Source organism: Pseudomonas sp. NCHU5216, from assembly GCF_052156495.1.
GTDB lineage: Bacteria > Pseudomonadota > Gammaproteobacteria > Pseudomonadales > Pseudomonadaceae > Aquipseudomonas.
Genome location: NZ_JBQLIX010000014.1, coordinates 37,044 through 55,119, shown reverse-complemented (window position 1 = coordinate 55,119; position 18,076 = coordinate 37,044). Strand labels below are relative to the sequence as shown.

Below are 18,076 nucleotides of genomic sequence, written 5' to 3'. Positions count from 1 at the left end.
GTGATTCATCTGGAGACCTCCATGTCGTCCTTTCTCGAAGCCATCGACAACATCACCCCGGAAATCTACGAGAGCCTCAAGCTGGCCGTGGAAATCGGCAAGTGGCCCGATGGTCGCAAACTGACCCAGGAGCAGAAGGAGCTGAGCCTGCAGGCGATGATCGCCTGGGAAATGCAGAATCTGCCGGAAGAAGAACGCACCGGCTACATGGGTGAGCAAGCGTGCAAGTCCAAATCCGAGCCGGTGCCGAACCTGCTGTTCACCTCTTCGGATACCCTGCACTGATGGAACTGGGACGTGGCTCGCTGAGCAAGATGAAGGCGCACCTGGACGCGCCGGTGCAGTACGCCTTCCGCCTGGGCGATGAAGAAGTGCCGGTCAACCCGCTGGTGGGCAAGCACCTGCGCCTGGAATACCTCGGCGCCATCCATTGCAGCCACTGCGGGCGCAAGACCAAGACCAGCTTCAGCCAGGGCTACTGCTACCCCTGCATGCAGAAGCTGGCGCAGTGCGATGTATGCATCATGAGCCCGGAAAAGTGCCATTACCACCAGGGCACCTGCCGCGAGCCGAGCTGGGGCGAGCAGTTCTGCATGACCGATCATATCGTCTACCTGGCCAACTCCAGTGGCGTGAAGGTGGGCATCACCCGCGCCAGCCAGGTGCCGACGCGCTGGATCGACCAGGGCGCGACTCAGGCACTGCCGATCCTGCGCGTGGCCACCCGGCAGCAATCCGGCTTCGTCGAGGATCTGCTGCGCACCCAGGTGGCGGACAAGACCAACTGGCGTGCACTGCTCAAGGGCGACGCCGCGCCAGTCGACCTGCTGGCGATTCGCGAGCAGTTGTTCGACAGCTGCGGCGCGGGCATCAGTGAGCTGCAGCAGCGCTTCGGTCTGCAGGCCATCCAGCCGCTGAGCGCAGCCGAGGTGCTGGAAATCTGCTATCCCATCGACGCCTATCCGGCCAAGATCAGCAGTTTCAACCTGGACAAGCAGCCCCTGGCCGAGGGTACCCTGCTCGGTATCAAGGGCCAGTACCTGATGTTCGATACCGGCGTGATCAATATCCGCAAGTACACCGCCTACCAGTTGGCCATCCACGAGATCGCCGCCTGACCACCACTTGCAGCGTCAAGCCTGCCGCTTGACGCTGCCCCGAAGAGGCACCCCTTATGCGCACCGAACAATCCAAGACCATTTATCTCAAGGACTATCAGGTTCCCGACTACCTGATCGACGAGACCCACCTGACCTTCGAGCTGTTCGAGGATCACAGTCTGGTACACGCGCAACTGGTCATGCGGCGCAACCCGGAAGCTGGCGTTGGTCTCCCCGCGTTGGTGCTCGACGGTCAGCAACTGGAACTGCTCGAACTGAAGCTCGACGACCGCGAGCTGGGCGCGAGTGATTACAGCCTGACCGACAGCCACCTGACCCTGCAGCCGACCCAGGAACGCTTCGTGGTCGACAGCAGCGTGCGCATCCACCCGGAGAGCAACACCGCGCTGGAAGGCCTGTACAAGTCCGGCAAGATGTTCTGCACCCAGTGCGAGGCCGAGGGCTTTCGCAAGATCACCTTCTACCTCGACCGCCCGGACGTGATGAGCAAGTTCACCACCACGGTCAGCGCCGAGCAGCATGCCTACCCGGTGCTGCTGTCCAACGGCAACCCGATTGCCAGTGGCTCGGAAGAGGGCGGTCGGCACTGGGCTACCTGGGAGGATCCGTTCAAGAAGCCGGCCTACCTCTTCGCCCTGGTCGCCGGCGACCTCTGGTGTGTGGAAGACAGCTTCACCACCATGAGCCAGCGTGAAGTCGCGCTGCGCATCTACGTCGAGCCGGAGAACATCGACAAGGTGCAGCACGCCATGGACAGCCTCAAGCGCTCGATGAAGTGGGACGAGGAGGTCTATGGCCGCGAGTACGATCTGGACATCTTCATGATCGTCGCGGTCAACGATTTCAACATGGGCGCCATGGAGAACAAGGGCCTCAACATCTTCAACTCCAGTTGCGTGCTGGCCAAGGCCGAGACCGCCACCGATGCCGCCCACCAGCGCGTCGAGGCGGTGGTGGCGCACGAGTACTTCCACAACTGGTCGGGCAACCGCGTGACCTGCCGCGACTGGTTCCAGTTGTCGCTCAAGGAAGGCTTCACCGTGTTCCGCGACAGCGAGTTTTCCGCCGATACCCACTCGCGCGTGGTCAAGCGCATCGAGGACGTGGCCTACCTGCGCACCCATCAGTTCGCCGAGGATGCAGGCCCCATGGCCCACCCGGTGCGCCCGGATGCGTACATGGAAATCTCCAACTTCTACACCCTGACCATCTACGAGAAGGGTGCCGAAGTGTTGCGCATGATCCACACCCTGCTCGGCCCGGAGCTGTTCCGCAAGGGCTCGGATCTGTACTTCGAGCGCCACGACGGCCAGGCCGTGACCTGCGATGACTTCGTCAAGGCCATGGAAGATGCCAGTGGCATCGACCTGACCCAGTTCAAGCGCTGGTACACCCAGGCTGGCACGCCGCGCCTGGCGGTCAGCGAGGCTTATGACGCCGCTGCTCAGACCTACAGCCTGACCTTCCGCCAGAGCTGCCCGGCCACCCCAGGGCAGCACGACAAGCTGCCGTTCGTGATTCCGGTGGCGCTCGGCCTGCTCGATGCCCAGGGCCATGAGCTGCCGCTGCGCCTGCAGGGTGAGAGCGCCGCGCAAGGCACCAACCGTGTACTGTCGGTAATCGAGGCCGAGCAGACCTTTACCTTCGAGGGCATCGCCGAGAAACCCTTGCCGTCGCTGCTGCGCGGCTTCAGCGCGCCGGTCAAGCTGAGCTTCCCCTATGACCGCGATCAACTGATGTTCCTCATGCAGCACGACTCGGACGGCTTCAACCGCTGGGAAGCCGGCCAGCAGTTGTCCGTGCAGGTGCTGCAGGAGCTGATCGGCCAGCATCAGCGTGGTGAGGCACTGGTGCTGGATCAGCGCCTGGTCGCCGCGTTGCGCACCCTGCTCGAAGACGAGTCGCTGGATCAGGCCATGGTTGCCGAGATGCTGTCGCTGCCGGGCGAGGCCTATCTCACCGAAATCAGCGAGGTGGCCGATGTCGAGGCCATCCACGCCGCGCGCGAGTTCGCCCGCCAGGAACTGGCCAGTGCGCTGTTCGCTCCCCTGTGGGCGCGCTACCAGGCCAACCGCGAAATCTCCAGAACCACGCCGTACGTGGCCGAGGCGGCGCACTTTGCCCGCCGCAGCCTGCAGAACATCGCCCTGTCCTATCTGATGCTCAGCGAGAAGCTCGAGGTGCTGGCGGCCTGCGTCGAGCAATTCGAGAAGGCCGACAACATGACCGAGCGCCTGTCTGCTCTGGCCGTGTTGGTCAACTCGCCGTTCCAGGAAGAGCAGGGCAAGGCCCTGGCCATGTTCGCCGACTTCTTCAAGGATGACGCCCTGGTCATGGATCAGTGGTTCAGCGTGCAGGCCGGCTGCCCGCTGCCCGGTGGCCTGCAGCGTGTGCAGGCGCTGATGCAGCACGAGGCCTTCACCCTGAAGAACCCGAACAAGGTGCGCGCGCTGATCGGTGCCTTCGCCAACCAGAACCTGGTCAACTTTCATCAGGCCGACGGTTCGGGCTACCGCTTCCTCGCCGATCAGGTGATCACCCTCAACGCGCTCAACCCGCAGATCGCCTCGCGCCTGCTGGCGCCGTTGACCCGCTGGCGCAAGTACGGCCCGGCCCGCCAGGCGCTGATGAAGGCCGAGCTGGAACGCATACTGGCTTCTGGCGAGCTGTCTAGCGATGTCTACGAAGTGGTAAGCAAGAGCCTGGCCTGAGTCGGCTTCGTTCTGCGCCGCAAGACCAGAAAGTGTTACCTGACTCGGTCTGGTAACACTTTTTTGTTACTGAATCGAATAAGTCGCTGTCTTGAAAGTGCCTGCCCGAATTAAGGTTGGGGTGTTTTGCTTGACCCTGTGCATTTCTCATGGTCGTGAATCACGCCAAAGAGTGAGTCGCGGCGCGAAAGATGTCGGATCGTAGGACAGGATCAGGTGGCCAGGCGCTGTAAACCGGCATATTGATCAGTGAATGATCAGTCAGATTTTGCGCTTGCAAGTACCATGCTTGAGCGGTTCATGAGGTTTTGGACAAGCGTTTGATTTGGCATCATGGTTGCAGCGCCAGGCGCGCATGAGCTGGAGTACCTGACGGGTCTGCCAGACGAAAACAATGAGTTTGATCGTTCAAACCGCCGCAGTGCGGTGAACAGGTGCCCGCTGATCTAGGGCCAACAAGAAGAACTACCCGAGGAGTAATGTCTCGATGGAAATCACGTCCCGTAAACCCCTTCTACGTTTCGCACCGGCCACGGCCGGTTTTGCTTTCGCTGGTGTGTTGCCGCTGCTGGTAGCGGCCCAGGCCCAGGCGGTGGAGTTCAGCTTCGCCGACAACGAGGTCAGCGGTTCCATCGATACCACGGTGTCCTACGGCCAGTTGTGGCGCGTACAGGGCCGCGACAAGACCAACGACGACATCAACACCAACGACGGTAACCGTAACTTCGATACCGGCCTGGTATCCGAAGTGTTCAAGGTCACCTCCGATCTGGGCATGTCCTACCAGAACTACGGCTTGTTCGTCCGCGGCACGGCGTTCTATGACACCCAGATCATGGACAAGCGCAACGACTACTACGACGCCAACTCGCCGGCCCAGCCGAGCCAGAGCTTCCCGCGCGACAACAGCTTCACCTACGAGACCCGCCACAAGGCCGGGCGTGACGCGCAGATCCTCGATGCCTATGTCTATGGCGACTGGGACGTGGCCGACATGCCGGTCACCGGCCGCTTTGGTCGTCAGGTGTTCAACTGGGGTGAAGGCCTGTTCTATCGCGGTGGCATCAACACCACCAACCCGGTGGACGCCGCCAAGTTCCGCCTGCCCGGTTCGGAAGTGAAGGAAGTGCTGGTGCCGGTCGAGGCGCTGAGCTTCAACATCGGCCTGACCGACAACCTGTCGATGGAAACCTTCTACCAGTTCAACTGGAAGGAATCGGCCATCGACCCGGTGGGCACCTATTTCTCCGAGACCGATCTGTTTGCGGATGGAGGCAATACGGCTTATTCCACTCAGCCTCGATTGACCCCCTTGGCGGGCTTGTACTCCGGGCTCAGCGCTGGCGGCGTAGGCAGGCTGCAAGGTGGGCGTACCGTCGATGCCAATGGCAACATCAAGGTTGCCAGCATTGGCCCGGATATCAATGCCAAGAACGATGGCCAGTTCGGTGTGGCTTTCCGCTATATCGCCGAAGAGCTGAATTCCACCGAGTTCGGTTTCTACTTCGTGAATTATCACGCCAAGGAACCGACCATCTATGCCGATCTAGGCGCATATACAGGGCTTGATCTCGCCGCGATTTCGGGGCAGGTTCAGGGGGCATTGACCCCCCAAGTGCAGCAAGCCGTGGCAGCTCAGGCGGGTGTGTCGGTTGCTACATTGCAAGCCGTTTTGGCGAACCCTGCGCTTAACCCCGCATTGGCGACTGCATATTCAAATGCGTTGACTAGCGCTGTTACTAGCGCAACAGGCGGTATCGCCACCATCGACGTTGCCAACCAGGTCAACGCCCGCCGCGAATATGCCGAAGACGTCCGCATGTACGGCATGAGCTTCAATACCACCATCGGCAGTGCCTCGGTATTCGGTGAGCTGTCCTATCGTCCCAACCTGCCCATCGGTATCGCTGCCACCAACGACCTGCTGGGTGACCTGTTGACCCAGGCACCGCAGCTGGCGAGCGGTCAGGTGGTCAACATCGGCGGTAAGCAGGTGCAACTGGGTGACCAGATCCACAACTACACCCGCGTCGAAGCCTTCAACACCTCGCTGGGCACCATCTACAACTTCGGCCCGACCATGAGCTTCGACTCGCTGTTCGGTATCGCCGAGCTGGCTTCCGAGCACCTGCGTGGCGACAGCCTGCAGTACAGCTCGCCGACGGGTAACCGTTACTACGCCGGTCGCGGCAACGGCTCTTACATCTCTGGCTACGACCGCGACGATCAGGTCAACAAGAACGCCTACGGTTACACCCTGATGATGTCGGGTACCTGGAACGACGTGTACGCCGGGGTCAACCTGTCGCCTTTCGCCGTGTTCAAGCATGACTTCGAGGGCAACTCGCACCAGACCGGTAACTTCATCGAAGGCCGCAAGGCTTACACCCTCGGTCTGCGCGCCAGTTACCTGAACAGCCTGGAAGCGGAAATCCAGTACACCGAGTTCTATGGCGCCGGGCAGAACAACGTGATGCGTGACCGCGACAATATCGGCGTCAACGTCAAGTACTCCTTCTAAGCCTATAACCCGAAACCTGCCGGACGCCAGCGGGCGTCCGGCCAGATTCTTCACGGAGAAATACCATGCTGATCAAGCACAGGCTCATGGCGCTCGCCGTTGCCCTGGCGTTTTCCGCCGGTAGCGCAGTGGCAGCCGTTTCCTCGCAGGAAGCCGCGAAACTCGGCACCACCCTGACCCCGTTCGGCGCCGAGAAGGCCGGTAACGCGGCTGGCACCATCCCGGCCTGGACCGGTGGCATCACCCAGGCGCCGGCCGGTTACACCCGTTCTGGCCAGCACCATGTCGATCCGTTCCCGGAAGACAAGCCGCTGTTCACCATCACCGCCGCCAACCTGAGCCAGTACGAAGCCAACCTGACTCCGGGTCAGATCGCTCTGTTCAAGGCCTACCCGGACACCTACCAGATGCCGGTGTATCAGACCCGTCGCTCCGGTTCGGCGCCGCAGTGGGTCTATGACAACACCGTCAAGAACGCCACCACCGCCAAGCTGGTGGGCGGCGGCAACGGTTTCGTCGATGCCTATGGCGGCATTCCCTTCCCGATTCCGCAGAGCGGTGTCGAGGCGCTGTGGAACCACATCGCCCGTTACCGCGGTACCTACATCGTGCGCCGCGCCTCGGAAGTGGCCGTACAGCGCAATGGCGCCTATTCGCTGGTGACCTCGCAGCAGGAAGCGCTGTTCAAGTACTACCTGAAGAATGGCTCCTTCGCCGACCTGAACAACATCATGTTCTATTACCTGTCGTTCACCACCAGCCCGGCGCGCCTGGCCGGTGGCGCGACCCTGGTTCATGAAACCCTGGATCAGGTCAAGGAACCGCGTCAGGCCTGGGGCTACAACTCCGGTCAGCGCCGCGTGCGCCGCGCACCGAACCTGGCCTACGACACCCCGATCGCCGCTGCCGACGGCCTGCGTACCGCCGACGATACCGACATGTTCAACGGCGCGCCGGATCGCTACGACTGGAAGCTTTTGGGCAAGAAGGAAATCTACATCCCGTACAACAACTACAAGGTCACCAGCCCTGAGGTTAAGTACGAGGATCTGCTCAAGGTCGGCCATCTCAACCCGGCCTACACCCGCAACGAACTGCATCGCGTCTGGGTGGTGGAGGGCACGCTCAAGCCGGGCGCCCGTCACATCTACTCCAAGCGCACCCTGTACCTCGACGAGGATAGCTGGCAAGCAGCCGTGGTGGATCAGTACGACGGCCGTGGCGATCTGTGGCGCGTATCGGTCGCTTACCTGAAGAACTACTACGATCTGCCGACCACCTGGAGCGCGCTGGACGTCTTCCACGATCTGCAAGCACGCCGTTACCACGTGCAGAACCTGGACAACGAAGAGAGCAACACCATCGACTTCAGCCAGCCGATCCCGGACGATGGCTACTTCAAGCCGGCCGCCCTGCGTCGTCGCGGCACTCGATAATAGTCGTGTAGCCTCAAGCGAAGGCCGCTACAGTAGTAGCGGCCTTTTCGTATCAGCTTGGCAAATAGGCTTCTATAACGCGGGTTTTGCCTTAACAAAACATAACGTCGCGCCAATTGTCAGGGCTTTCCGAAGCTCGCTAGGATGGGCGGAATCAGTAGTACCGCCTATAACAAGAAAGGGGGAAGGTATATGAGTGAGCCCGTCATGCGGCGCACCCAGTCCGATCTGGCGCCCAAGCAGGCGCGCAAATTGGCGCTCCGTGTCCATTCGCCGCTGGCTAAAGCGCTCTCGCTGTGCAGTGTGCTTTCCATTCTGGCTTTCGCCGCCGCACCCTCGCAGGCCGAGACCACGGCCGCAGCCGATGCCGTCTACGCCATCGAGTCACCCAAGGCGGTACACAGCCTGTTGCTCGACGTGGTCAACACGGGCAAGCGCCTGGTCGCCGTCGGTGATCGCGGCCATATTCTCTATTCCGACGATCAGGGGCAAAGCTGGCAGCAGGCCAAGGTACCTACCCGGCAGCTACTGACCTCCCTGTTCTTCGTCGATGAGCGCAACGGCTGGGTCGTGGGGCATGATGCGCAGATTCTGGTCACCCATGACGGTGGCACCACCTGGACCAAGCAGTTCGAGGATCTCGAGCGTGAGGCGCCGCTGCTGGATGTCTGGTTCAAGGACACCCAGACCGGCTTTGCCGTCGGCGCCTATGGTGCCCTGCTGGAGACCACCGACGGTGGCCAGCACTGGGAAGACGTCAGCGACCGCCTGGACAACGAGGATGCCTACCACCTCAACGCCATCACGGCGGTGAAGGACTCCGGCCTGTTCATCGTCGGCGAACTGGGGCAGATGTTCCGTTCCGCTGACTGGGGGCAGACCTGGGAACGCATCGCCGAGCCGCCATACGAGGGCTCGCTGTTCGGCGCCCTGGGCACTGGTCAGAGTGGCACCCTGCTGGTCTACGGTCTGCGCGGGCACCTGTTCCGTTCCACCGATTTCGGCACCAGTTGGCAGCGCATCGAGCTCAACACGGCGCATAACGACCCCTTGGAGTTCGGGCTGGCGGATGCCACCCTGCTGCCCAATGGCGATATCGTGGTCGTCGGCCACGGCGGTACGGTACTGCGCAGCACTGACCACGGGCAGAGTTTCGCGCTGGTCAATCGCCCCGATCGCCTGTCACTGGCCGGGGTCGCAGCACTGAATAATGGCAACCTGGTTCTGGTCGGGCAGGGCGGTGTGCACCTCGCCGCGCCTACCGGCGCTGATCTGAGCCAACAATAACGAGCCGGGAGCCTTGGCATGACCACGCATCAACAAAAGCCCGCTTCTTTCCTCGAGCGGCTCATCTTCAACAATCGTCCCGCCGTTATCCTGATCTGCCTGCTGATCAGCGTGTTCCTGTTCTACCAGGCCGCGCAGGTTCGCCCGCAGACCAGCTTCGAGAAGATGATCCCGCTGGGCCACCCCTACATCCAGAAGATGCTGGAACACCGTAACGACCTGGCCAACCTGGGCAACACGGTGCGCATCTCGGTGGAGGCCGTCGACGGCGACATCTTCAGCAAGTCCTACATGGAAACGCTGCGCCAGATCAACGACGAAGTCTTCTACATCCCTGGCGTCGACCGTTCCGGCCTCAAGTCGCTGTGGAGCCCCAGCGTGCGCTGGACCGAAGTGACCGAAGAGGGCTTCGCCGGTGGCGAGGTGATTCCGCAGACCTACGACGGCTCCGAAGAAAGCCTGGAAGAGCTGCGCAACAACATTCTCAAGTCCGGGCAGGTCGGTCGCCTTGTGGCCAACAACTTCAAGTCGAGCATCATCGACGTGCCGTTGCTGGAGTCCTATCCGGACCCGAACGACCAGGGCAAGCTGATCAAGCTCGACTACCAGAAGTTCTCCCACGAGCTGGAAGAGAAGATTCGCGACAAGTTCGAGGCGCAGAATCCCAACGTCAAGGTGCACATCATCGGCTTCGCCAAGAAGGTCGGTGACCTGATCGATGGCCTGGTCGGCGTGGCACTGTTCTTCGCCGTGGCCATCGGCATCACCTTCGTCCTCCTGCTGTGGTTCACCCGCTGCTTCAAGAGCGCCATGGCGGTGGTGATCACAACGCTAATCGCGGTGGTCTGGCAGCTCGGTCTGCTGCATACCCTGGGCTTCGGTCTCGACCCCTACTCGATGCTGGTGCCGTTCCTGGTATTCGCCATCGGCATTTCCCATGGCGTGCAGAAGATCAACGGCATCGCCATGGCCTCGGGCGAGGCGTCCGATGCCCTGTCGGCGGCGCGCATGGCCTTCCGCCAATTGTTCATTCCTGGCCTGGTGGCACTGCTGTCCGATGCGGTGGGTTTCGTCACCCTGTTGCTGATCGACATTGGCGTCATCCGTGAACTGGCCATCGGCGCCTCGATGGGCGTGGCGGTGATCATCCTCACCAACCTGATCCTGCTGCCGGTGATGATCTCCTACATCGGCATCAGCCAGAAGGCGGTGAAGATCAGCCGTGAGGAGGCCAACCGCGAACACCCGTTGTGGCGTGCGATTGCCAATTTCGCCCACCCGATGGTGGCGCCGATTTCCGTGGTGATCGCCCTGGTGATGCTGGCTGGTGGTGTCTGGTACGGGCAGAACCTGAAAATCGGTGACCTCGACCAGGGCGCGCCGGAGCTGCATCCGGATTCGCGCTACAACCTCGACAACGACTTCGTCATCCGCAACTACTCGACCAGCTCCGACGTGCTGGTGGTGATGATCAAGACCGCCACCGAGCGCTGCTCCACCTACGAAGCGCTGTCGGCCATGGACGAGCTGATGTGGCAGATGGAGAACACCGAGGGCGTGCAGTCGGCGATTTCCATGGTCACCGTGTCCAAGCAGGTGATCAAGGGCATGAACGAGGGCAACCTGAAATGGGAAACCCTGTCGCGCAACCAGGACGTGCTGAACAACTCCATCGCCCGCGCCGATGGCTTGTACAACTCCGACTGCTCGGTGGCACCGGTGCTGGTGTTCCTCGAGGATCACAAGGCCGAGACCCTGTCGCGCGTCGTGGCGGCCGCCGAAGCCTTCGCCAAAGAGCACAACAAGGACGGCCTGCAAGTGGTGCTGGCGGCCGGTAATGCCGGTATCGAAGCGGCCACCAATGAAGTGATCGCGGCCTCGGAAGACACCATGCTGATCGCCGTGTATGCCGCGGTGAGCATCATGTGCCTGCTGACCTTCCGTTCGCTGGCAGCGACGCTGTGCGTGATCCTGCCGCTGGTGCTGACTTCGGTACTGGGCAACGCCCTGATGGCCTTCATGGGCATCGGCGTCAAGGTCGCCACCCTGCCGGTAATCGCCCTGGGCGTGGGCATCGGTGTGGACTACGGCATCTACATCTACAGCCGCCTGGAGACCTACCTGCGCCAGGGCCTGTCGCTGCAGGACGCCTATTACGAGACGCTCAAGTCCACCGGCAAGGCAGTGCTGTTCACCGGCGTGTGCCTGGCCATCGGCGTCGCCACCTGGATCTTCTCGGCGATCAAGTTCCAGGCCGACATGGGCCTGATGCTCACCTTCATGTTCCTGTGGAACATGATCGGGGCGATCTGGCTGCTGCCGGCACTGGCTCGTTTCCTGATCAACCCGGAGAAGCTGCGCGCCAAGGCCTGATAGGCGGCATGCAGAACGAAAAACCGCGGCCTTGGCCGCGGTTTTTCGTTTCCGGTTCAGTGAATCAGCGCAGCATCTCGTCGACCATACGCTTCTCATCCTCCAGCTCACGCTGACGGGCATCGAGACGCGAGGCCAACTGGAAGTTGTTGGCGGCGCGGCGCTTGGCGAAATCCAGTTGCTCCAGGGCCTGCTTGTAATCGCCGACCAGGGCGAAGTACTCGGCGCGGGCTTGGTGCAGGCCGATGGTATTGCCGCTCAGGCCACGCACCTCGGCCACCTGGTACCAGACGTCGGGATCCTTGTCGCGCACCTTCACCAGCTCGTCCAGGGCGCGTTCGGCATCCTGAATGCGGCGCTGCTTGAGCAGCAGATTGACGCGCGCCTGCTGCAGCGGATAACTGCTGGGGTAGAGGGTGAACATGCGGGTTTGTCGGCGCTGGGCTTCGTCCAGGCTGTTCTGCGCCATGTCCAGCTCGATCTGTGCCAGGTTGTAGATGAGCTCGCTCGGGTCGCTCTTGAGCAGCGGTTGCAGGGTCTGCCGCGCCTCGTTCAGCTGGCCGCTCTTCATCTGTGCCAGGGCCAGGCCATAACGCGCGGCGTCGAGCTTGGGATTCTCGTCGAGCATCGCGCGGAAGCGCTTGGCGGCAACGCCTGGGGTTTCCTCGTAGAACAGTTGCACGCGGGCGCGCATCAGTTGATAGCGCAGGCTGTCTTCCACGCCCTTGGCCGGATACTGCTCGGCGCGGTTGCGGGTGTCGGCGATACGCGACTCCGACACCGGGTGCGTGAGCAGGAATTCCGGTGGCTTGGCGTCGTAGCGGTACTGACGCATCAGGCGCTCGAACATGCTCGGCATGGCCCGTGGGTCGTAGCCGGCGCGCTCCAGGTTGAGCAGGCCGATACGGTCGGCCTCCTGCTCGTTCTGCCGGGAAAAGCGCCGTTGCTCCTGGATCGCCGCTGCCTGGGCGGAGAAGATGGTGGCCATGCCGGCATCACCGGCACCGGCGGCGGCCGCGACGATGCCGGCGAGCATCGCCGCCATCAACGGTAGCTGCATGCGTTGCTGCGCCTCCAGGCCACGGGCGAAGTGGCGCTGCGACAAGTGCGCCAGTTCGTGCGCCATCACCGAGGCGTATTCGGCCTCGGTCTGGGCGTAGAGAAACAGGCCGCCATTGACGCCGATGATCCCGCCCGGGGCGGCGAAGGCGTTGATCTGCGGACTGTCGAGCAGGATGAACTCCAGGCGTCGATCCTGCACCTGGCTGGTTTCCGCCAGGCGATAGACGCTGCTTTCGACGAAATCCTTGAGCAGCGGGTCGTCGAGCTGGGCGACCTGGCCGCGCAGCAGAGCCAGCCAGGCGCGGCCCAGCAGGTGCTCCTGCTGCGGCGAGACGATGGCCGAGCTGGAGTCGCCGAGCGAAGGCAGATCGTTGGCCCCGGTGTGGGCGGCGAAGAGGCAGGCGAGCGTCAACAGGGTAGGGCGCAGAAAAGTCATGCAACTGAAGCTCTTGGCTGGCGAAATGGGCTTACTGTAGCTGGCTGGGTGTCGTGCTGGCCAGGGATCGAAGGCGTTCGGTATCCTAGCAGGCCGTGGAAAACTACCTGCGTTGGCAATACTGCGTTAAAAACAGCCTCAAAATGCTCATTTACAGCACGTAAACTGCGCTTTTTCGGCCGTTTTTGCCTTGTCTTGCCTGCCTCGTCTACGTTTTCCAACGGCCTGCTAGCCGTCTTTGTTGGAGTAGACGATGACTGATGTACCTGAGTTCGATGTCGAACTTGACGCCTCTGGGCTCAATTGCCCCCTGCCACTGCTCAAGGCCAAGCTCGAACTCAACCGCCTGAGCAGTGGCGCGGTGCTCAAGGTCACCGCCACCGATGCGGGATCGCAGCGCGACTTTCGCGCCTTTGCCAGCCTGGCCGGCCACGCGCTGCTGCATGAAGAGGTGGGCGAGGGCGTCTACCGCTACTGGTTGCGCAAAGCCTGATGGCGAGGGTTCGTATCGAGCCAAGGTTTCTTTGAAGGATTGCTGATGTTCAAGGTTTTGCAGGATTGGGTGCACCGTTACTTCTCCGATGAGCAGGCGGTGGTGTTGGCGGTATTGCTGGTGCTCGGCTTCGCCGTGGTGCTGACGCTCGGCGGCATGCTGGCGCCGGTGCTGACCGGGCTGGTGCTGGCCTTCCTGATGCAGGGGCTGGTCAATGGCCTGGAGCGCCTCAAGGTGCCGCAGACTTTGGCCGTCTGGCTGGTGTTCACCCTGTTCATGGGGGCACTGGTGGTGTTCATGCTGGTGCTGATGCCGTTGCTCTGGCAGCAGCTCAGTACCCTGTTCAACGAACTGCCGCGCATGGTCGTCGAATGGCAGGCGCTGCTCCTGCTGCTGCCGGAGCGTTATCCCCACCTGATCAGCGATGCCCAGGTGCTGCAACTGATCGAAAGCATGCGCGGTGAGGTGGGCAAGTTCGGCCAGTGGGCCTTGTCCTTCTCCCTTTCCAGCCTGCCGATGCTGGTCAGCCTGATGATCTATCTGGTGCTGGTGCCGATCCTGGTGTTCTTCTTCCTCAAGGATCGCGAGCTGATCGGTAGCTGGTTCCGCGGCTACCTGCCGCGCGAGCGGGCACTGATCACCCAGGTGTCGCAGGAAATGAACCAGCAGATCGCCAATTACATTCGTGGCAAGTTCATCGAGATCATCATCTGTGGCGTGGTCACCTATATCGCCTTCGCCTATCTGGGGCTCAACTACGCCGCGCTGCTGGCGTTACTGGTGGGGCTTTCGGTAGTGGTGCCCTACATCGGCGCGGTGGTGGTGACCGTGCCGGTGGCCCTGATCGGCCTGTTCCAGTGGGGCTGGAGCGACCAGTTCATCTACCTGATGATCGTCTACGGCATCATCCAGGCGCTCGATGGCAACGTGCTGGTGCCGCTGCTGTTCTCCGAGGCGGTCAACCTGCACCCGGTGGCGATCATCTGCGCGGTGCTGCTGTTCGGCGGCCTGTGGGGCTTCTGGGGCGTGTTCTTCGCCATTCCCCTGGCCACCCTGTTCAAGGCGGTGATCAACGCCTGGCCGAGAATCGAGCCGGAGCCCGTCTAGCACCTAGCCGGGGCCTACACAAACTAAAAACGCCGCGTCCTCCCCGGGAGGCGCGGCGTTTTTCATGCGTGAAGCGGGCTCAACCCTTGTTCAGCGCCTCGGCGGCGGCGAGCACCTTGTCGACATGGCCGGCGACCTTGATGTTGCGCCACTCCTCGCGCAGCACGCCGTCCTTGTCGATGAGGAAAGTGCTGCGCACGATGCCCATGTATTCCTTGCCGTAGTTCTTCTTCAGTTGATACACGCCGAACAGGTCACAAAGCTGGTGCTCTTCGTCGCTGATCAGCTCGAAGGGGAAGGCCTGCTTGCACTTGAAGCTCTCGTGCTTCTTCAGGCTGTCCATGGAGACACCGAAGATCAGCGTATTGGCCGCCTTGAACTGCTCGAAGCGGGCGCTGAAGTCCATGCCTTCGGTGGTGCAGCCGGGCGTGGCGTCCTTGGGGTAGAAGTACAGCACCACCTGCTGGCCTTTCAGCTCGGAGAGCTTGACCTGCTGGCCGCTGGTGGCGACAGCCTGGAAATCGGCAACGGGTTTGTCGAGTTCGACGGTCATGGAAACTCCTTCATTTAGGTTCTGTACGAAAAGTCGTCGAGCGAAGGTCAGGCGAGGCAAAAACAGGTGAGGACGCGGAGTTTACGAGCTGTAAATGAGCATTCCGAACCTGTTTTTAACGAAGCATCACCGAGCGCAGGCACTTTCCGTACAGAACCTAGCGGTTATCGGCGATCTCGCGAGATACACACTCAGGGATTCTGTGGGCGCCAGGGTTCGATCAGTGCATCCAGATTCAAGGCATCGGCAAAATCGAGGAACTGATCGCGCAGCCAACTGATCTGGGTGCCGGCCGGCAGCGTCACGGTCAGCGTGGCGTTGAGCATGGTGCCGCCGGTCTGTGGGGCCTGGTAGGTGTCGCAGGTCAGGCTCTCCAGCTCGACGCGATGGTCGAGGAAGAACTGGCACAGCTCGTTGAGAATGTCCGGGCGGTACACCGCGCTGACGTAAGCCACGTAGGGCAGCGCCTGCGGACGCGCTTCGGCCGCGCCACTGCGAATCAGGTTGACCGAGAAATCGTGCTTCTTGGCCAGTGCCGGCATGCCGGACTCCAGGCGGGCCAGGGCATCCCAGCTACCGGACACCTGCAGCACCAGTGCGCTGTATTCGCCATGGCGGCTCAGGCGGGTGCTGATCACCGCGCAACGGTTCTCGTGGCAAGCGCGGCTGAGCACGTTGGTCAGGCTCATGGCATCGCGGCCAAGCGCACTGATGAGCAGGAATTGTTCGCGAACGACGGGGGTGGACATGCAGCCTTCCTAAAGCGGTGAACGGCCTGGGCGCTCGGGCCACAGGCCAAAGGCAGCAGGGTAACCAAAAGCACCGCCGAGGGGAATGGCGGCGCGGGCCGCGCGCGAATGCTGCAGGCAGCGCGAGCCCTTGATCCTTGCTTGTGCCGGACACTAGGCGCCAGTACCATTACGGCTCAATTTTTCCGGCAGGAGTGGTTGCATGATTGCGGGCAGCATGGTGGCATTGGTCACGCCCATGGATGCGCAAGGGGATCTGGATTGGGATGCCCTGAGCAAACTGGTGGATTTCCACCTGCAGGAGGGCACCAACGCCATCGTCGCGGTCGGCACCACGGGTGAGTCCGCCACGCTGGAAGTGTCCGAGCACATCGAAGTGATCCAGCGCGTGGTCAAGCAGGTGGCCGGGCGTATCCCGGTGATCGCCGGTACCGGCGGCAACTCCACCCGTGAGTCCGTCGAGCTGACCCGCGCTGCTCAGGACGTTGGCGCCGATGCCTGCCTGCTGGTGACCCCCTACTACAACAAGCCGACCCAGGAAGGCCTGTACCAGCACTTCCGCCACATTGCCGAAGCCGTGGCCATCCCGCAGATCCTCTACAACGTGCCGGGCCGCACCGTGTGCGACATGCTGCCGGAAACCGTCGAGCGGCTGGCCAAGATCGACAACATCATCGGCATCAAGGAAGCCACTGGCGACCTGCAGCGCGCTCAGGACGTCATCGACCGCGTGAGCAAGGACTTCCTCGTCTATTCCGGTGACGACGCCACCGCCGTGGAACTGATGCTGCTCGGTGGCAAGGGCAACATCTCCGTGACCGCCAACGTCGCGCCGCGCGCCATGAGCGACCTGTGCGCCGCCGCCATGCGTGGCGAAGCTGCCATCGCCCGCGCCATCAACGACCGCCTGATGCCCCTGCACAAGGCGCTGTTCATCGAATCCAATCCGATTCCGGTGAAGTGGGCTCTGCATGAAATGGGCATGATGGGTGACGGCATCCGCCTGCCGCTGACCTGGCTCAGCCCGCGTTGTCATGAACCGCTGCGCCAGGCCATGCGCCAGTGCGGTGTATTGGCTTAACCCTAAGGATTCTACGCATGAAGCGACTGGCCGGACTCTCCGCCCTTGCTCTGATCATCTCCAGCACCAGTGGTTGTGGCTGGCTCTGGGGTGAAAACGGTTATTTCCGTGATCGCGGCAGCGACTACCTGGAAGCGCGCCAGACCGCGCCCATGAAGCTGCCTGCCGACGTCGATGCCAAGCGTCTCGACCCGCTGCTGCCGGTTCCCGCTCAGGTACCCAACGACACCCAGACCTCCGGTGAATTCGAGGTGCCGCGCCCGCAGGCCATGCAGGTGCGTAGCGACGAGCGCGACTTCAGCCTGCAGCGCAGCGGTGATTCGCGCTGGATCGTGGCCCAGCGCGTGCCGGCCGAAGTCTGGCCGCTGGCTCGCCAGTTCTTCGAGGACAACGGCTTTCGCATCGCCGACGAGCGCCCGCAGGTGGGTGAGTTCACCACCGCCTGGCAGCGTTTCGACGAACTCTCCGCCAACATGGCGCGCCGTCTGAGCAGTCGCGTATCCGGCGTCGCCGCCGATGCCGAAACCCGCGTGCGCGTGCGCATCGAGCCAGGCGTGCAGCGCAACACCAGCGAAGTCTTCGTCACCAGCGTCCAGCGCCCGGCTGGCAGCACCGCCGATGTGGCCTTCGCCGCCAGCGGCAACGCCAGCCTCGAAGGCGCCTTGCTCGACGAGATGATGGTCAGCATGGCGCGCAGCGTCGAGCAGGGCGGTTCGGTTTCCCTGCTGGCCGCCCGCGACTTCGACGCGCCGAGCCGTGCCAGCCTCAGCGAAGACGGCAACGGCAATCCGGTACTCAACCTGAGCGCTGACTTCGACCGTGCCTGGTCGGGGGTAGGCCGCTCCCTGGAGCTGGCCGACATTCGCGTCGACGACCTCAACCGCAGCCTTGGCGTGTACTACATCAACCTGGCCGAGGGCGCGCAGAGGCGTGACGAAAAGCCGGGCTTCTTTCGCCGCCTGTTCGGCAGCGAGCCGAGCAAGGAAGAGATCGAAGCCCGCGCCGAGCGTTACCAGGTACGCCTGACCACCGTCGGTGAAGGCGTTCAGGTCACCGTGGAAAAAGACCTCAACACCATCGCGCCGGACGATGTGGCGCGCCGTGTGCTGGGGCTGATCCAGGACAATCTCGGCTAAACGGCCCGCA

14 protein-coding genes are annotated in these 18,076 nt (G+C 62.2%); 11 read left to right on the top strand and 3 right to left on the bottom strand.

Annotated features, from left to right (window positions below; genetic code table 11):
- Positions 1-21 precede the first annotated feature (21 nt).
- The 7 genes from ACSVIK_RS12275 (at position 22) to ACSVIK_RS12245 (ending at position 11,449) form a co-directional block, all read left to right on the top strand.
- Positions 22-285, top strand: coding sequence for a YeaC family protein (locus tag ACSVIK_RS12275; protein ID WP_268182601.1), 264 nt, complete (start codon positions 22-24; stop codon positions 283-285).
- Positions 282-1,118 (top strand): DUF2797 domain-containing protein, encoded by an 837-nt coding sequence (locus tag ACSVIK_RS12270; protein WP_442444641.1) that lies wholly within the window; start codon positions 282-284, stop codon positions 1,116-1,118. Before ACSVIK_RS12275 ends, ACSVIK_RS12270 begins: the two co-directional genes overlap by 4 nt.
- 56 nt (positions 1,119-1,174) lie before the next feature.
- The gene (gene pepN / locus ACSVIK_RS12265; RefSeq protein ID WP_442444591.1) at positions 1,175-3,832 is read left to right on the top strand and encodes an aminopeptidase N; all 2,658 of its coding nucleotides are present in this window, start codon (positions 1,175-1,177) and stop codon (positions 3,830-3,832) included.
- Positions 3,833-4,319: 487 nt separating this feature from the next.
- Entirely contained in the window at positions 4,320-6,353 is a 2,034-nt protein-coding gene (locus ACSVIK_RS12260) for a DUF1302 domain-containing protein (protein ID WP_442444590.1), read from the top strand.
- A gap of 65 nt (positions 6,354-6,418) precedes the next feature.
- On the top strand, positions 6,419-7,789 hold the full coding sequence (locus ACSVIK_RS12255; protein WP_442444589.1) for a DUF1329 domain-containing protein: 1,371 nt from the start codon (positions 6,419-6,421) through the stop codon (positions 7,787-7,789).
- A gap of 192 nt (positions 7,790-7,981) precedes the next feature.
- Positions 7,982-9,076, top strand: coding sequence for a WD40/YVTN/BNR-like repeat-containing protein (locus ACSVIK_RS12250; RefSeq protein WP_442444588.1), 1,095 nt, complete (start codon positions 7,982-7,984; stop codon positions 9,074-9,076).
- Positions 9,077-9,094: 18 nt separating this feature from the next.
- Positions 9,095-11,449, top strand: coding sequence for an efflux RND transporter permease subunit (locus ACSVIK_RS12245; RefSeq protein ID WP_442444587.1), 2,355 nt, complete (start codon positions 9,095-9,097; stop codon positions 11,447-11,449).
- Positions 11,450-11,513: 64 nt separating this feature from the next.
- On the opposite strand, the gene ACSVIK_RS12240 is transcribed toward ACSVIK_RS12245, so the two are convergent.
- Entirely contained in the window at positions 11,514-12,947 is a 1,434-nt protein-coding gene (locus tag ACSVIK_RS12240) for a M48 family metalloprotease (protein WP_442444586.1), read from the bottom strand.
- A 253-nt stretch (positions 12,948-13,200) separates the two neighbouring features.
- Here ACSVIK_RS12240 and ACSVIK_RS12235 point away from each other — a divergent pair, with 253 nt between their 5' ends.
- Together ACSVIK_RS12235 and ACSVIK_RS12230 are read left to right on the top strand one after the other, a co-directional pair.
- Positions 13,201-13,440, top strand: a complete 240-nt coding sequence (locus tag ACSVIK_RS12235; protein ID WP_268182612.1) for a sulfurtransferase TusA family protein — start codon at positions 13,201-13,203, stop codon at positions 13,438-13,440.
- Between the two features lie 45 nt (positions 13,441-13,485).
- Complete coding sequence (locus ACSVIK_RS12230) at positions 13,486-14,547, top strand: AI-2E family transporter (RefSeq protein ID WP_268182614.1); 1,062 nt, start codon at positions 13,486-13,488, stop codon at positions 14,545-14,547.
- Positions 14,548-14,626: 79 nt separating this feature from the next.
- Here the strand turns inward: ACSVIK_RS12230 and ACSVIK_RS12225 are convergent, their stop codons facing one another.
- Together ACSVIK_RS12225 and ACSVIK_RS12220 are read right to left on the bottom strand one after the other, a co-directional pair.
- Positions 14,627-15,100 (bottom strand): peroxiredoxin, encoded by a 474-nt coding sequence (locus ACSVIK_RS12225; protein ID WP_442444585.1) that lies wholly within the window; start codon positions 15,098-15,100, stop codon positions 14,627-14,629.
- A gap of 191 nt (positions 15,101-15,291) precedes the next feature.
- The gene (locus ACSVIK_RS12220) at positions 15,292-15,849 is read right to left on the bottom strand and encodes a glycine cleavage system protein R (RefSeq protein ID WP_442444584.1); all 558 of its coding nucleotides are present in this window, start codon (positions 15,847-15,849) and stop codon (positions 15,292-15,294) included.
- A gap of 202 nt (positions 15,850-16,051) precedes the next feature.
- Here ACSVIK_RS12220 and dapA point away from each other — a divergent pair, with 202 nt between their 5' ends.
- Together dapA and bamC are read left to right on the top strand one after the other, a co-directional pair.
- On the top strand, positions 16,052-16,930 hold the full coding sequence (gene dapA, locus ACSVIK_RS12215; protein WP_268182618.1) for a 4-hydroxy-tetrahydrodipicolinate synthase: 879 nt from the start codon (positions 16,052-16,054) through the stop codon (positions 16,928-16,930).
- Positions 16,931-16,947: 17 nt separating this feature from the next.
- Positions 16,948-18,066 (top strand): outer membrane protein assembly factor BamC, encoded by a 1,119-nt coding sequence (gene bamC, locus ACSVIK_RS12210; protein WP_277374326.1) that lies wholly within the window; start codon positions 16,948-16,950, stop codon positions 18,064-18,066.
- Positions 18,067-18,076: the final 10 nt, after the last annotated feature.

What these genes read in the sequence shown, in the direction of transcription:
- ACSVIK_RS12275 (WP_268182601.1), top strand. Translation starts at nt 22, where the DNA reads ATGTCGTCCTTTCTCGAAGCCATCGACAACATCACCCCGGAAATCTAC.
- pepN (WP_442444591.1), top strand. Translation starts at nt 1,175, where the DNA reads ATGCGCACCGAACAATCCAAGACCATTTATCTCAAGGACTATCAGGTT.
- ACSVIK_RS12260 (WP_442444590.1), top strand. Translation starts at nt 4,320, where the DNA reads ATGGAAATCACGTCCCGTAAACCCCTTCTACGTTTCGCACCGGCCACG.
- ACSVIK_RS12255 (WP_442444589.1), top strand. Translation starts at nt 6,419, where the DNA reads ATGCTGATCAAGCACAGGCTCATGGCGCTCGCCGTTGCCCTGGCGTTT.
- ACSVIK_RS12250 (WP_442444588.1), top strand. Translation starts at nt 7,982, where the DNA reads ATGAGTGAGCCCGTCATGCGGCGCACCCAGTCCGATCTGGCGCCCAAG.
- ACSVIK_RS12245 (WP_442444587.1), top strand. Translation starts at nt 9,095, where the DNA reads ATGACCACGCATCAACAAAAGCCCGCTTCTTTCCTCGAGCGGCTCATC.
- ACSVIK_RS12240 (WP_442444586.1), bottom strand. Translation starts at nt 12,947, where the DNA reads ATGACTTTTCTGCGCCCTACCCTGTTGACGCTCGCCTGCCTCTTCGCC.
- ACSVIK_RS12235 (WP_268182612.1), top strand. Translation starts at nt 13,201, where the DNA reads ATGACTGATGTACCTGAGTTCGATGTCGAACTTGACGCCTCTGGGCTC.
- ACSVIK_RS12230 (WP_268182614.1), top strand. Translation starts at nt 13,486, where the DNA reads ATGTTCAAGGTTTTGCAGGATTGGGTGCACCGTTACTTCTCCGATGAG.
- ACSVIK_RS12225 (WP_442444585.1), bottom strand. Translation starts at nt 15,100, where the DNA reads ATGACCGTCGAACTCGACAAACCCGTTGCCGATTTCCAGGCTGTCGCC.
- ACSVIK_RS12220 (WP_442444584.1), bottom strand. Translation starts at nt 15,849, where the DNA reads ATGTCCACCCCCGTCGTTCGCGAACAATTCCTGCTCATCAGTGCGCTT.
- dapA (WP_268182618.1), top strand. Translation starts at nt 16,052, where the DNA reads ATGATTGCGGGCAGCATGGTGGCATTGGTCACGCCCATGGATGCGCAA.
- bamC (WP_277374326.1), top strand. Translation starts at nt 16,948, where the DNA reads ATGAAGCGACTGGCCGGACTCTCCGCCCTTGCTCTGATCATCTCCAGC.